Source organism: Verrucomicrobium spinosum DSM 4136 = JCM 18804 (assembly GCF_000172155.1).
GTDB lineage: Bacteria > Verrucomicrobiota > Verrucomicrobiia > Verrucomicrobiales > Verrucomicrobiaceae > Verrucomicrobium > Verrucomicrobium spinosum.
This window is the reverse complement of sequence record NZ_ABIZ01000001.1, coordinates 5,668,239-5,683,241: the sequence shown is the minus strand read 5'-3', so window position 1 is coordinate 5,683,241 and position 15,003 is coordinate 5,668,239. Positions and strand designations below refer to the sequence as shown.

Sequence of the window (15,003 nt, the reverse complement as noted above, 5' to 3'; positions counted from 1 at the left end):
ATGACCGTTCTCGAACTTGAGTTTCCCGCCGGGCGCTATCATGCGACGCCGTGGGGGCGTCACGTCAATGAGGGTGCAGTTGAGTGGCCGCCTTCCCCATGGCGGATACTACGCGCTTTGGTGGCAACATGGTATTGGAAAGCACGCGAGACCAAAGAATTGGAGGAGCAGCAAGTGCGCATCCTCATTCACAGCCTCGCTGCTGTACAGCCCGTCTTCCACCTCCCTCGTGCTACTCTGGGGCATACGCGGCACTACATGCCCATCAACTCTCTGGATCCCAACAAAAAGCCGAAAATCTTCGATGCCTTTGTTCAAATCGCCTCAAGTGAACCTGTTCTCGTTGCTTGGGATGTGAAGCTCCCGGTGGATCAGCTCGACACGCTAAATCTTTTGGCTGCCCGCATTGGCTACCTTGGCCGTGCGGAAAGCCTCGTCGTAGCAAGGGTGAACAGTACTTTGCTCCGGCCCAGCAATACTAGGCCCCTACGTGACGATGAGACCATGGGAGAAAGGCAGGAACTTGTGCGGCTGCTACTCCCTATGTCTTCTGAATTTTACGCTGGTTGGCAAACCTCCAAGGCTCCTGCCTCCAAGAAAACTGCTGCTAAGAAGGCTGCATCAAAGAAAGCGGCACGCTCACAAGCCAAATTGCCCTCCGATGTCTTCGCGGCCTTACACGCCGATACAAGTGTCCTGCAAGCTGCAGGCTGGAACTTGCCGCCAGGAGCAGTGTTCACAAACTACACCCGACCTGTGGACGTATTCGCGGCCGCCCCACGCGAAAGCCGCGCCAGCAGCAAGAGTCTGCCCACCGTGGCCCGCTATCAAGTGGTGAGCAACGTGTCCCCACGAATCACGCAAGCCGTGTCAGTAGCGGATCGCGTACATAAGTCATTGTGCAGCTTTATGGCGGATCATCCGGCCAGCGTCATCGTTTTCAGCGGTAAGAATGCTGTGACAGGGGAGCCTCTTTCCGGCCAGAATCACGCTTTCATTTTCTGCGAAGCCAATGGGAAACGCGATGAAATTACCCACATTACTGTGTTCGCTGAGACAGGTTTTGATGACGAAGCCCGCATCGCTTTGCGTCGCCTTAACAAAGTCTGGGGCTATGGCGGACATGATATTCGCTTGGTGCTCGTCGGCCTCGGCGACGCCCAAACATTTCCAGATTGCAAGTTGTTCGCCGCGTCTAAAGTCTGGCATTCACTGACCCCTGTGGTTTCAACACGGCACACGAAAACTTTCCGAGACGGAAGGCTGAAACTTGACGAGCAAGGTCGCCCAATAGGCGGAGTAGTCCAAGACTTGGAACGACTCCTTCAGCTTGATGCGCAATTCGCCCATGCCCACTCACATCAGGAAAGGCATATCACGCTGCCCAGTCGCAGAACCCTTCGCTGCCTCCAATATCAAAGCCGTCGCCCGGATGGCGATGGTGGGAGTCGTGGCAACGAGTCTGGCGCTTTCACGCTTACGTTCGACGAGCCAGTTCAAGGCCCGCTCGCCTTCGGGTATGGTTCCCATTTCGGGTTGGGGTTGTTTGTTCCTGTGGAGGACCCGTAGCGTCATCGGTCATATCTGCCCCAAAGCGCATGGACGAAATGCCATCCCTGGCCTACCCTTATCTCGAAGAGGTTCTCCCCGGCTTTCACCGGGCCCGGGGGCTCATCAAGGGGGCGGGGGATCGGTTGCAGGTGCTGGGGTTGGTGGGGGAGAAGCAGGAGTTCTACCGGTTTGCCAACCGGTTGCGGCTGGCGGCGTGCTTCGGTGGGCTGCACCTGAAGGGGTTCACGGAAGAAACAGCGACGGGGTATGATGCGTTGACGCAGATCTTCTTCACGTGGTCGGTCTTCGAGCGATACGCTGACCTGGCCAATGACCGGCCGCCGTACCGGAATCTCTTTGCCCATCATCCGCGGAAGCTGGTGCACGATCTGGCCAGTGAGTGCCGGGCGCAGGACCCGGAGCACAAGCTCACGGAGTTCCTCATCACCCAGTCGATCCTGCCGGTGCATGAGGAGTTCCTGAAGCGTTACCGGGAAGGGCATGATTTCTCCGTGCTCACGCTGGGGGCCTGCATCCGCCACATCTTTGTGCATGGGCATCTGACGGCGAATCCGTATCGACTGCCGGCGCACAACCTTGCGCTGATGTGCTGCTCCCTGAACTCCTTCCTCATGAACTTCATGCGCAGTGACCTGCTGAGGCGGATACAGCTCGCTGAGGCGCAAACGACCATGCCCCCGTGAACGAGGCTTGCCGGTGGCACCAGCTCATGCTGTGTGGAGGTGGATGTGATGCCTCCCTTGAGCCTGTGGCCCCGGTGCCTGGCGTTTGTTGCAGGGGGGTGCATGTTTTTTGCTTTGCTATTGCGAATAAGGGCGCATATTGGCAGCCCCGCTGACCTGTTGCGATGGACTCACCCACGCCACCCCGTATTCGCACTGCTCGTGCGCCGGCTCCGCTGACGACGGGGGAGGCGGGCGGAGAGGTGCTCCTGCCGTTTCCCGGCCTGAAACCTCCGGCCGGGCATCCTGAGCTGGAACTGTTCGCTGAGACGCAGGGGAAGGTCGCACCGGCACCGAGTGCGCCAGACGAGGAGGAATCGGAATCAGTGCCGATCTCGGCACCGTCGCCTGCCGGGCAGGAAAGCTTTGCTGGGAAGGCCGAGATAGGATCTGCTCCGCTTCCAGAGAGCGTCGCGGTGCCCGGGGCGCAGGCCCCTCTGCGGGCGGCTCCGCGACGGTTGCCGGTGGTGCAGCCGGAGCTGGACTGGGGTGGCCCGGCCCTGACTCCTGAGGCTGAGGAGAAAGGGGCGGGCGAGCTGGGCCTGGAGGCACGGGCCGACAAGGCCCCGCCTGAGATGCCAGGTGACTGGGAGCCGGGGCTGGAGTCCTCGCCTGAGATCGTCGCAAAGGCCGCCCCGGGCCTGGAGCCGGAGGCCCTGCCGCAGCAGGAAGTGCTGCCCTCCCGGATGCTCAACGAGTTTGTCTATTGCCCCCGGCTCTTCTACTACGAATATGTGGAGGGCGTGTTCGTGGCGAATGCGGACACGGAGCGGGGCAGTGCGCTGCATGCCAAGGTGGACAAGGGCAAGGGGGATCTGCCCCAGGCGAAAAAAAATCCGGGCGGGAAGAAGGGGGCGTCAAACGCGCAGAGGGACGGGGATGACGGAGATTGGTTCTCTGAAGGGGCCAAGGCGGCGGCGGATCCTGACGAGGTGCCGGATGATGGGCGGGCGATTTCCCCGGAGGATGCAGGAGTGGCGCAGGATGACGAGGCGGCGGTTGGAGGGGAGAGGGAGGCGGACCGCATCATTCACTCGCGCTCGGCCACCCTGAGTTCAGAGCGGCTGGGCGTGCTGGCAAAGATGGACTTGATCGAGGTCCGAATGGGGATGGTGGCGGGTGAGAACGGAGGTCGGGCCCGGGAGATCAAGACGGTGACGCCAGTGGACTACAAGGCGGGGGCCCCGAAAAAGGGGGCGGATGCCAACGAGCTCTGGGACGCTGACAAGATGCAACTGGGGCTACAGATCCTGATCCTGAGGGACAATGGCTACCAGTGTGAAGAAGGGGTGATCTACTACCGGGCGACGAAGCAGCGCGTGCGTCTGCCGATGACCGAAGGGCTGGAGCGGTGGATCATTGCCCAGATCGCGAAGGCAAGAGAGACGGCCCGGGGCCAGATGCCGCCGCCGCTGGTGGGCTCACCCAAGTGTGTGCGATGCTCGCTGGCACCCGTCTGCCTGCCAGATGAAACGTGGATGCTGGCGGGACGGAGGACGGAGGGGGCGGTGGGATCGCCAGAGGAGGATCTCGCCGCCGAGCCGGGATCAGGATCGCCTGCGGCGGTCAACGGTGCGCCCCGCAGGCTGATGGCCGCCCGGGATGATGCCCGGGCCTTGTATCTGTCCACTCCCGGTTATCACGTGGGGCGCAGCGGGGAACTGCTTGTGGTGAAGGATGGGGCTTCCCTGGTGGAGGAGTTCCGCATCAATGATCTGACGAACGTGGCGGTCTTTGGCAATGTGCAGATCACCACCCAGGCGGTGCAGGTGCTGTGCGAAAAGGAGATTCCCCTGGCGTACTTTTCCACCGGGGGGTGGTTCTATGGGTTAACACGGGGTCATGTGACCAAAAACGTGTTCACGCGGATCGAGCAGTTCCGCGCCGCGGATGACCCGATGCGGTGCCTGGCGTTGTCGCGGAGGTTTGTGGCGGGCAAGATCCGCAATCACCGGACCCTGCTGATGCGGCTGCATGTGGAGCCGCCCGCAGCCGTGCTGGCCAGGCTGAAGCAGGCGAGTCAGGACGCGCTGGGCGCGAGGTCTCTGGAAACGCTGTTGGGCATTGAAGGGGCAGCGGCGGCATTGTACTTGCAGCACTTTGCCGGGATGATCAAGGTGGGGGCGGCGGATGACGATGATGAGATCCCGGGGCTGGAGTCCGCCTCCGCTACGCGTGTGCCGGAGGAGAGTGTCTTCACGTTTGACTTTACCAAGCGCAGTCGGCGGCCACCCACTGACCCGGTGAATGCGCTGCTCTCCCTGGCCTACAGTCTGCTGGCCAAGGACTGCACGATCGCGGCGCATGCGGTGGGGTTCGACCCCTACGTGGGCTTCTACCACCAGCCGCGCTACGGTCGCCCGGCGCTGGCGCTGGATCTGATGGAGGAATTCCGGCCCCTGGTGGCGGAGAGCGTGGTGCTCACCGCCATCAACAATCGCATGCTGGTGCCGGATCACTTTGTGAGAGCCGGGGAGGGCGTGAACCTGACGTCTGCGGGACGCAAGGTGTTCTTCCAGGCGTACGAGCAACGCATGGGGAGCATCATCACGCATCCGGTGTTCGACTACAAGGTCAGCTACCGGCGGGTGCTGGAACTACAGGCGCGGATTTTGGCCCGGTATCTGACGGGCGAAATCAAAGAGTACATCCCGATGGTGACGCGCTAGGGGGAGGGAAGAGGGTTAAGAGGGTTAAGAGGGTTAAGAGGTTCAGGCTCACGGCACATAACGTTTAACATTTAACATTTAACTTCCAACCCCTAACTCCCTCCTCCCCATGTCCCGCCATTCCTCCTCGGTGATCTCCAGCCGGATCACGTATTTGGTGTGCTACGACATTGCGGACGACAAGCGGTTGAGAAAGGTGTTTAAGGTCTGCAAAAACCATGGTACTCATTTGCAGTACTCGGTGTTCGAGTGTGATCTGAACCCGAGAGAGAGAACCCGGCTGGAGCGCGAACTGAGGGATGTGATCAAACACGATGAGGACCAGGTTTTGTTTGTCTCTCTGGGCCCCAGTGAGGGCCGGGGAGACCGTGTCATTGCGTCCGTGGGGCTGCCCTACGCACGCTTTGACGCCCCCTGCTATGTGGTGTGAAGCACCGCAGGGGAAAGGGGAACAGGGAAGGAGGCGATCTTTGACATTCACCAAAACATTCAGAGCAGGAGCGCCCGCGCTGACTCGCGAGCGGTCAGGTGCTGCGCGCCAACCGGGAGGCGCTCGCGCGTTGTGGATGAGGGGTTTGCAGCAGAAAAGCGGCGAGGGTTCGCCGATTCCCGGTTTGATTCAGGGTGCCGCTCGCAGATGAGCTTCTTGCAATTTGATGCTGAATGGCCTACAGAGGTGGCGTCTCCGCACTCGAAAGGGTGCGGCTTCGTTGAAGCTCTGCGGCATCCGCAACGGAGGTAGGCAGCACCTGAAGCTGTCTCCGCACTCGAAAGGGTGCGGCTTCGTTGAAGCCACCCTCGACGCATACCCACGCTCAGGGCGAAATCACGGTCTCCGCACTCGAAAGGGTGCGGCTTCGTTGAAGCAATGGGTGCGGAGATGTTGGAGACGTTCGTGAGTTTTGTCTCCGCACTCGAAAGGGTGCGGCTTCGTTGAAGCCGAGGTTAGGAACCGGACATACCTTGCCATTATCAGTCTCCGCACTCGAAAGGGTGCGGCTTCGTTGAAGCGCGCCATGGAGCTAAGGGCAAAAGTCGATCCGGCGCTGGTCTCCGCACTCGAAAGGGTGCGGCTTCGTTGAAGCACGGCTTGTTATTTCCTTCTCCCCCAGCGCCGCGGCATGTCTCCGCACTCGAAAGGGTGCGGCTTCGTTGAAGCTGGGCGCTGTGTGGTGGAGTGAGGGGATGATCCTCGAGTCTCCGCACTCGAAAGGGTGCGGCTTCGTTGAAGCCTGCACCTAGGGCCCACCAGTGGGGCGCAGGTGGGAGGTCTCCGCACTCGAAAGGGTGCGGCTTCGTTGAAGCTGACGGTAGCCATAGAAGGGAAGGAAAGTTATGGGTTGTCTCCGCACTCGAAAGGGTGCGGCTTCGTTGAAGCTGCTCCATGGCAAGTTGAGCATTGTCAACTTGTTCCGTGTCTCCGCACTCGAAAGGGTGCGGCTTCGTTGAAGCGTTGCCGTGTGCAAGGTCAAGCGCCAGGGGCACCCGGGTCTCCGCACTCGAAAGGGTGCGGCTTCGTTGAAGCATTCCGTTCACGGGCACCGCTTGACCGGCGCGTTGCCTGTCTCCGCACTCGAAAGGGTGCGGCTTCGTTGAAGCGTTGTGACATCTCCGAAGTTCAGGGAGAGTGCTCGTGCTCGTCTCCGCACTCGAAAGGGTGCGGCTTCGTTGAAGCTCCACTTTCACGGGCTTGGCAGGTTTGGCCGGGGGAGCCGGTCTCCGCACTCGAAAGGGTGCGGCTTCGTTGAAGCGCAATGGCGAGCGCTGCCTCTTTAGCGTCCTTTAGGTCGTCTCCGCACTCGAAAGGGTGCGGCTTCGTTGAAGCGCGGTTGATCGCGGCCCCGGATACCTGACGCTCCAGCAAGGTCTCCGCACTCGAAAGGGTGCGGCTTCGTTGAAGCGCTCCTTAGTCGGACCTTCTGCAACTGCTGGAGCTGAGTCTCCGCACTCGAAAGGGTGCGGCTTCGTTGAAGCCAAAGAGCAGCTCACAGACGAGTACACGGAAGAGGAGTCTCCGCACTCGAAAGGGTGCGGCTTCGTTGAAGCCTGCTCTGGCAGGGTCGGAAAATACAAGTCCACATATCGTCTCCGCACTCGAAAGGGTGCGGCTTCGTTGAAGCTTGACACAGAAACCACGACCGCCAGCTAACGGCAAGGGTCTCCGCACTCGAAAGGGTGCGGCTTCGTTGAAGCGATTATGACCGCGGCATTGTGACCGTTCACAAAATCGGTCTCCGCACTCGAAAGGGTGCGGCTTCGTTGAAGCATGATTCCGTTGGGGCGGGATTTTGGGACGAAAACGGTTGTCTCCGCACTCGAAAGGGTGCGGCTTCGTTGAAGCCTGGAACCATCAGACGGGGCCAAGGATCGGTTCACCAACGTCTCCGCACTCGAAAGGGTGCGGCTTCGTTGAAGCTTGTCCACTCTGAGCGACAGCGTTAACAAGATCTATCGTCTCCGCACTCGAAAGGGTGCGGCTTCGTTGAAGCTGTTCAAAGCAGTTTGCGGTATAGTAATCAATATGGGAGTCTCCGCACTCGAAAGGGTGCGGCTTCGTTGAAGCTTGAGAATAGGAGATGCAATGGAAAAACCCTTATTGGTCTCCGCACTCGAAAGGGTGCGGCTTCGTTGAAGCACGGGAAAAGTCGGATTTCTTGAGCACACACACGGGTCTCCGCACTCGAAAGGGTGCGGCTTCGTTGAATGCGAGTGAGGCAAGCGGTGCGCTTGCCCTACAGCGTCAATAACCGATTAAAATCGGAACAGTGATCCAGGGAAGTTGAGATGCCGGAGGCGACGTCGCTGGCATCCGCTCCGGGATGCAATACTGAATCTGATGTTCCGGAGGTATCAGTCGCTACGCTCCTTCAACCGTCCGTCTAATGGCTTTGATGCCTCCGGCATCGGGCAAACCGGGCTGGGACACCATCAGATCATCAAAGTCGACAAGCCAACTTCCCGATGAGGTGGGGTCAGGGGCGAGGAGGATGACCTTGTACCTGTTGGCCACTTCCTCGCTCCCCAGCCATCTACCATCTGGGTTGTAGGGCGACCGCTCCGGTTGCCGGGTCTGGGTTGGCTCGCGGCAAGCGGAGCGCTTGCCCTACAGCGTCAGGGGTGGGTTGGGTGAGCGAAGGTCTCTGGGTGCTCTGTTCCCGACCCCGGATCCAACCACCCTGGGTTGTAGGGTGACCGCCTCGGTTGCCTCAGTCAGGGGTGGCGCGTGGCAAGCGGTGCGCTTGCCCTACAGCGTCAATAACCGATTAAAATCGGAACAGTGTTTTAGGGAAGTTGAGATGCCGGAGGCGACGTCGCTGGCATCCGCTCCGGGATGCAATACTGAATCTGATGTTCCGGAGGTATCAGTCGCTACGCTCCTTCAACCGTCCGGCTAATGGCTTTGATGCCTCCGGCATCGGGCAATCAGGGCTGGGACACCATCAGATCGTCAAAGTTGACAAGCCAACTTCCCGATGAGGTGGGGTCAGGGGCGAGGAGGATGACCTTGTACCTGTTGGCCACTTCCTCGCTCCCCAGCCATCTACCATCTGGGTTGTAGGGCGACCGCTCCGGTTGCCTCAGTCAGGGGTGGCTCGCGGCAAGCGGAGCGCTTGCCCTACAGCTTTGGATCGCGGGCGGGGAGAGTTGGGGGATCGAGCTCGGCCACTCGGGTGGCAAGCGACAGGCAGCGGGGGCGGCTGGAAGCGAGGGCGTGGGCGATGTCTTGGCGAAATGAGGCCAGACGTTCTTGAAGCACTTCGCGCAAGTCGGGTTCAGTGGCCAACCGCTTTTCGTAAGTGTGGATCTTCTGCCTGAGTTGGCCTGCGCCGTGAAGAACTTCCCGGGCTTCGCGGGCAAGTTGTTCAAGCCGTTTGTCTGCAGGAGATGACCCCAACTGGGTCTGGAGAGCCTCCCATTGAGCGTCCAGGTGGGCGGGCTCCATGCGGGCACCGATCTGAAGGGCCTGTAGCAACAACTCCTTGTCCTTCCAGAAGCGTTGCACGTCTTGAAGGTGGCGTTTGACGGCGGCCGCAGCGTCAGCCGCTGCGGCTTCTTGGTGCTGAATCTGCTCCCGGTGGATCCTTTCGGCCTCGGTAAGGTAGAAGTAGCCCAACCAGGCGAACCCTCCGAGCATGAGCGCCATCAGGAACTGGACGGCGGGTCTGGTGAGCAACATCGGCAAGGGAGGGGCTTGTCTGCTGATGGGGACGTTGCCAGAAATGCCTTAAGGCGTCCAGATGGAAAAAAGGGGGCTGGCTAGGTGAGGGACGGCAACTCACCTGCATCCCGCCTGCGCTCTACCTCGAAAAGAAACTCCACCTGACGTCGGGTTTCGACCGCGCCGGGGCGGACACTGCGCACGGCGAGCACGGCGGATTGCGGATTGTGACCGTGGGCAACGAGATAGGCGGCGAGAAGGACACCCGTGCGCCCCAGGCCTGCCACGCAGTGGGCGACGACCGGATTGCGGGACGCGGCCTGCTTGTGCATGAAGCGGAGGAACTCCTCGAATTGCTCACGGGTGGAGATGCCGCCATCCACCATGGGGAGCCAGCAGTAGTCGAAACCGGCGCTCCGAAACGTCTCAGGGGCGCTGGGAATGTTTAACAGGCCGACGACGGCGCGAATGCCGGAGTGCCAGAGGACGGGGAGCTCGTCGTCGAAATCTGTGAGTGCGGCGGTCTCCACATCATAGCGAAAGGGGTGGACATACGGCATCGACATGCCGGCCAGGAGGTCAGGCACAGCCCACCAGAGATCAACACACACAGGCTTGAAGGGGGAAGGCGCGGGGACGGAGTCTCCCTGGGCGGGGGTGGCAGGGGTGCGGCCATGACCTGTGTTGAGGGGCATGGCCGCAACGTACGGGGTGAATCAGCGAGGATCAAACTGGACCCAGTCCAAGTTCATGAGGCCTCCCTTGCCGGGATTCACGAAGACGGCAAACACATCCGTGCGGCCCTCCAGCGGGCTGGCAAAACGGGTGGCGGGCTCGATCCACTTGTCCCAGCCGCCTGTGTTGGGCACCTCCACCCTGCCCAAAAGCTGCCCGTCTGCGCTGCCGGCGCGGAGTTCCACCACGCCGCCCACATTCCCCGACGAGGCGCGAACGGTAAATCCACCGACCTGGGCGAGATTGACGTGCTCAAAGCGGATGGTGTGCTTGTCGTTGATAGATCCCAGCACCTTCTTGCCACTGGCGCTGCCGTTGCCGCTGATCCGGGGGCCGTTGACCTCACCGTCCTCCGCCTCCCAGCGGCGGGTGCGGAGGGCCACGCTGGCCTTGCCGGTGAGCGTACCGGCCGGGGACCGGCCCGCGTCCGTATAAGCGGCCTCCAGGACGAACTGGCCCGGCGTGCCTGCCTGGGGCGCAGTGGCGGTGCCGCTCAAGCCACGGGTGAGGGTGGGGCCGCCCTTGCCCTTCTCCAGGCCAAAGACCCAGCGGAGCATGATCGTGACCTCATCTGTGGTGTGCTGAGGGTGGGGCAGCATGGGCAGCGGGCCCCAGACGCCCGTGCTGCCCTGCCGGACGCGATTGACCGCGGTCTCCAGCGCGGCAGGCTGGCCGCGATACCTTTCTGCTATTTCCAACAACCCAGGGCCAACGATCTTCTGTTCCACGCCGTGGCAGTTGAAGCAGTCGCTGCTCTTCATGAGAGCCAGGCCGGGATCGGAAGCCTGCTCCTTGCCCGAGGCGTCCAGAAACAGGCTGCTGACCAGCGTGCGGATTCCAAACTCGTCTGGCTTGGCAGAAGAGGTGCCGTCCTCGACATCTGAGGCGCTGACCTGGTAGCTGACGGGCTTACCGGGATCGAAGAAATCACCCGACTGCGGGGAGTCGAACTGCACGGTGGGCTGGGTGTTCCCGACGAGGAAGGAGACGGTGGCCGATCCCGAGGCACCGTGTGAATCGGTCACGCGCAGCCCGGCCTGATAGTTGCCGGGCAGGTCGATGCGGACTTCCGCATCGGGGTTGGATGAAATCACCCGCCCTTCCGGGAGCAGCCGCCATTCATGCTTCAGGGCGTCCCCTTCGTGGTCTTTGGAGCCGGCGCTGGTCAGCCGGACGGTAAGAGGCTCTCTTCCCGAGGTGGGGGCGGCGCTGGCCCGGGCGAGCGGGGGCAGGTTGCCTCGCAGGTAGCTGATCTTGAGCATGCGGGAGTCCTTGTTTGGCCCCCAGGTCTCACCATAGTCCATGATGTAGAGGCAGCCATCGGCACCGAAGACGGCATCCACGGGGCGCTTCATGAGCGTGGCGCCGCCAGCGATCTGCGGCTGCACTTTCTCAATGGCCTCAGGCTTGTTGGCGGTGACGACGGCTCCGGTGAAGGGCTCGATCCCGAGGAAGTTGGAGTCCTTGTCCAATTTCGCCCAGCGGATGGTGGGGCGCTCCCAGTCCCAGAAGAGCAGCCACCCGTCGAAGTCCCTGGGGAAACCAGCGGTCTTCTCGAACTCCGGCCGCCAGTGGAAGACGGGCCCGGCGCAGGCGGTGCGGCCACCTTCTTCCATCTCGACAAAGTCTCGTGGTTCCCGATACGGCCAGTAGATCATGGCTGGCTGGGCGGGGGGGAGATCTCGCAGACCGGTGTTGTTCACGCCCGCATTCACCGGGTGGGCGGGATCGAAGGGCGCGCCCACTGCCTTGGTGGTGTAGTCGTAGTGATGGTAGGGGAGGTTGTTGGCGATGAAGTAGGGCCAGCCGAAGTTTCCCGCCCGGCGGGCCTGGTTGATTTCATCGTACCCGCGTGGGCCGCGTGGGCCGTCGTTGCCTGCGTCTGGGCCCACTTCTCCCCAGTAAACAATGCCTGACTTGTCATCAATCGACATGCGCCAGGGATTGCGACACCCCATGACATAGATTTCCGGGCGGGTGTTGGGTGTGCCGGGCGGGAAGAGATTGCCCTGCGGGATCTCGTAGGTGCCGTCCGGCTTCAGGCGAATGCGGTTGATCTTGCCATTGAGCACGTTCGTGTTTGCTGCGGACTTCTGGGCATCCCACGGAGAGCGGTCGGGCCGCTCATCCAGCGGGGCGTAGCCCTGGGAGTCCCCATGGGGATGGGTGTTGTCCCCCGTGGAGAAATAGAGGCAGCCATCCGGGCCGAACTCGACGGTGCCGGCGTGGTGGCAGCACTCTTTGCGTTGTTCCGTGAACCGGAGGATGACCTTTTCACTCGCGAGGTCGAGGACGTCACCCGTGATGGTGAAGCGGCTGAGCTGCTGGCCGTCAAAGTCCTTGGGCGAGTACAGGCAGTAGATCCAGCCGTTTTCGGCGAACTTGGGGTCCAGCGCGAATCCCAGAAAGCCGTTCTCCTGGCCATTGAAGACCTGGAGGGTGCCGGCCTGAGTGAGCTGTCGGGTGGCGGGTGAGTAGATCTTGAGCGTGCCCTTGTACTCGTTGAAGAACAGCCTGCCGTCCGGGGCCAGTTCGATCTCCATGGGCTGGGCAATGTCTTCAAAAAGGGTCTCCACTTTGAACCGGTAGTCGGGCGGGGCCGCGTGGACTGGCCCAGGCAGCAGGGCGGGGGAGAGTGAGGCGAGCAGGACGGCTGGGAGCAACGGGGAGCGCATGGAAGATGGAGCAACGAATCAGGGCAGAATCCCCGATACGGACTGCGCCGCCACAATTGTGCAAAGGGCCAGACCCGGCTGACCCCCGACTTTTCGGGGGGCGGTATCCTTTCTGACTCACAGAAGGTCGCTGTACTCCTTGTGCCGGGCCATGTAGGCCGCGACGTAGCTGCACTGCGGCACCACGGTCCACCCCTGCTCGCGGGCATGCTCCAGGGCCTCCTGCACCAGCTCGGCGGCGATGCCCCGGCCACGCAGCTCACCGGGGACGTAGGTGTGGGTGATGGTCATCTGGCGGCCATCCAGCTCATAGTCCAGCACGGAGGTATGGCCGGATTCTTCCAAGGAGAACCGGTGGGATGCGGAGTCGTGATCGATGTCCATGGGGGAGATGTGTTCAGGCTGCGGAATCTCCATCGGGACGGTGACGACGACGCGATGGCGCTGCGACCAGGCTTCGTCAGGCCCGCAGCCCGAACGCTGTGTCCATCTCATCGGACACGCCTTTGAGGTAGGCTTGATCTCCACCCGCCACTTCGGCGGCGAGCCAGCCGTAGAAGTTGATCTCGATAAGGGCCTTGCGCACGTCCGCGTAGTCGATATCGCCCTGGCCGATGGGGGTGAATTTGTTTTGGGCGCGGGAGAAGCCTTTGACATCGAGTTTGTAAACCCGCTTGCCCAGGGTGCGGAGCCAGCCGCCCATGCTGCCGTATTTCCAGTGGTTGCCGATGTCGAACTGCATGCCCACCCAGGGTGAGTTGAAGGCATCGACATACTTGGCCCACTTGTCGGCGGTCTGATCGGACCCGCCATTGTGGTCATAGAGGAACTGGTTCCAGACGTTTTCCAGGACGATGGTGACGCCTTCCTCTGCGGCAACGGGAATGGCTTTGGCGATGTTTTCGACCGAGCGGGCCCAGATTTCATTCTCGGGGCCGTCCTCGCCTTTGCCTGCGACGAGCAGTACGGAGTGGCCGCCCACGGCGCGGGTGTCGCGGAGGGCGGTTTTGAGGTCCTCCAAGGCCTTCGAGCGTGTGGCGGCATCTGCGCTGGTGTGGCGGATGGACCAGTGGCTGCCGCAAACGGTGCCGTCCACAACCAGACCGGATTCCGCGATGGCCTTTTTGGTCTCGGCCACGTCCATGCCGGGGGCATTCATTTCCACACCCTTGAAGCCTGCGGCAAGGGCCGTCTTGAACTTGTCCGTGAGGATTCCATCCGCCTTGATCATGCCGATCTTGAGCGTCTTGTAGAGCCTGCCCGCCAGGGCGTCTGGGGTGCCTGCGGCAGGGACGGCCTGACCCCAGGCGGGCAGCGCAGCGGCTCCCGCGAGGGCAGCAGTGTGGCAGAGAAACTGGCGGCGGTTCGAGGAAGTAATAGGGCTCATGATGGTGTCGGAATGAGAGGCTGGATACTTACGGGGTGGTCGGGCGGTGCTGACGATGAAAATGTCCCTTACTCTGGTGCTTTTGTGAGCGCGGTGGCGGTGTGGAGGGCGGCGATTTCCTCTGCGCTGAGGGCACGCTGGAAGACGGCGAGGCCTCCCAGCCGACCGCCGAAGAAGTTCCCCGGCCTGCCGCGCACCGACACGCTGCCGACGGTGAACTCGGCACCGCCCTCCCCGCCGTCAAAGAGACCTTCCGCATAGGGGAAGGGGTTGCTGCCTTCAGAGGCGTCAAACCTGCCGTCCAGGTACAGGCGTACCTCTCTGGCGTCATAGGTGAGGGTGAGGCAGTGCCACCCCTCCATGGCGACCACAGACCCGCTGGAAGCGTAGGTGATGCAGAACTCCTCGCCGGGCGTAGGGCCGCCCACGCTGGACACATGGCCCTGGAAGAGGTCTTTGCTCGGTTTGCGTTTCATGGTGCGGTGGTCAGTACGGGAGGCGGCATTGAGAAAGAGGCAGTACTGCCGCTTCTTGCGAGACTCGTCCCACACGCCAGCGATGGCCTGCCAGGCGTGAGGTCGCTCCCGCCTTACCCATGCCATGACCGTGACCTGCGCCCTGGGACCATGTATGTTCAACGAACCAAGCTGGTCCCTCGGGATGCGCAGCCACTGGCCGGACTTGATGTGAAGCGCGGTGCCGAAGGGGCCGTCCGCCTCCCTTGCCACGGGCCCGGCCATCTCCTCCATGGCGTGAGCACCGGGAGCCAGGGAGATGCGTTTGTTTCCTGGATCCTCACGAAAGTCCCAGAAGGCCGCGATCCCCGGCGTCTCCAGGACGGCGCGCTGCGCGTTCGTTGCCGCAAGTTCTGAGGTGTTGCCTTTCCCAGGTGCTGCAGCGGTTGGGGGAACCTTGCCAGGCTCCGCGCCGATGGCGATCGCGTGGAGAAGGCCAAGGCCAAGGGCGGCCAGTAAGGGGAGATGAGTCAGGCTCATGAAGGCATTCAGTTGGCCGGAAGGACCTCTGCCCAGCCGGGAAAAGCATCCATCCGGGGAGTGTCGGGCGAACTCATAGGAAAGAGGAC

The 15,003-nt window shown here is 61.9% G+C and carries 10 protein-coding genes and 1 CRISPR repeat array; of the genes, 4 read left to right on the top strand and 6 right to left on the bottom strand.

From position 1 onward, the window contains the following. From csb2 to cas2, 4 genes are all read left to right on the top strand, one after another. Positions 1–1,569 carry a type I-G CRISPR-associated protein Csb2 gene (gene csb2, locus VSP_RS23180; protein WP_009963687.1) on the top strand — a complete coding sequence of 523 codons (1,569 nt, stop codon included), beginning with the start codon at positions 1–3 and terminating at the stop codon, positions 1,567–1,569. A gap of 29 nt (positions 1,570–1,598) precedes the next feature. Next, positions 1,599–2,255, top strand: coding sequence for a hypothetical protein (locus tag VSP_RS23175; protein WP_009963686.1), 657 nt, complete (start codon positions 1,599–1,601; stop codon positions 2,253–2,255). Positions 2,256–2,419: 164 nt separating this feature from the next. Continuing rightward, a complete protein-coding gene (gene cas4g/cas1g, locus VSP_RS23170) occupies positions 2,420–4,963 on the top strand; it encodes a CRISPR-associated endonuclease Cas4g/Cas1g (RefSeq protein WP_009963685.1) in 2,544 nt (847 codons plus the stop codon). Positions 4,964–5,072: 109 nt separating this feature from the next. Beyond that, on the top strand, positions 5,073–5,393 hold the full coding sequence (cas2, locus tag VSP_RS23165; protein WP_009963684.1) for a CRISPR-associated endonuclease Cas2: 321 nt from the start codon (positions 5,073–5,075) through the stop codon (positions 5,391–5,393). A gap of 251 nt (positions 5,394–5,644) precedes the next feature. Next, a CRISPR array of direct repeats spans positions 5,645–7,669; the repeat unit is 36 nt; unit sequence GTCTCCGCACTCGAAAGGGTGCGGCTTCGTTGAAGC. A gap of 910 nt (positions 7,670–8,579) precedes the next feature. Here cas2 and VSP_RS23160 read toward each other — a convergent pair. From VSP_RS23160 to VSP_RS23135, 6 genes are all read right to left on the bottom strand, one after another. After that, complete coding sequence (locus VSP_RS23160) at positions 8,580–9,140, bottom strand: hypothetical protein (RefSeq protein WP_009963682.1); 561 nt, start codon at positions 9,138–9,140, stop codon at positions 8,580–8,582. Between the two features lie 80 nt (positions 9,141–9,220). Beyond that, on the bottom strand, positions 9,221–9,817 hold the full coding sequence (locus VSP_RS39895) for a phosphatase domain-containing putative toxin (protein WP_009963680.1): 597 nt from the start codon (positions 9,815–9,817) through the stop codon (positions 9,221–9,223). Positions 9,818–9,838: 21 nt separating this feature from the next. Beyond that, positions 9,839–12,532 (bottom strand): PQQ-dependent sugar dehydrogenase, encoded by a 2,694-nt coding sequence (locus tag VSP_RS23150; protein ID WP_009963679.1) that lies wholly within the window; start codon positions 12,530–12,532, stop codon positions 9,839–9,841. Between the two features lie 117 nt (positions 12,533–12,649). Next, positions 12,650–12,916 carry a GNAT family N-acetyltransferase gene (locus VSP_RS23145; RefSeq protein WP_050026749.1) on the bottom strand — a complete coding sequence of 89 codons (267 nt, stop codon included), beginning with the start codon at positions 12,914–12,916 and terminating at the stop codon, positions 12,650–12,652. 76 nt (positions 12,917–12,992) lie between these two features. Beyond that, positions 12,993–13,919 carry a sugar phosphate isomerase/epimerase family protein gene (locus tag VSP_RS23140; RefSeq protein WP_009963677.1) on the bottom strand — a complete coding sequence of 309 codons (927 nt, stop codon included), beginning with the start codon at positions 13,917–13,919 and terminating at the stop codon, positions 12,993–12,995. A 68-nt stretch (positions 13,920–13,987) separates the two neighbouring features. After that, a complete protein-coding gene (locus tag VSP_RS23135) occupies positions 13,988–14,914 on the bottom strand; it encodes a LamG-like jellyroll fold domain-containing protein (protein ID WP_009963676.1) in 927 nt (308 codons plus the stop codon). Between the last annotated feature and the right edge of the window lie 89 nt (positions 14,915–15,003).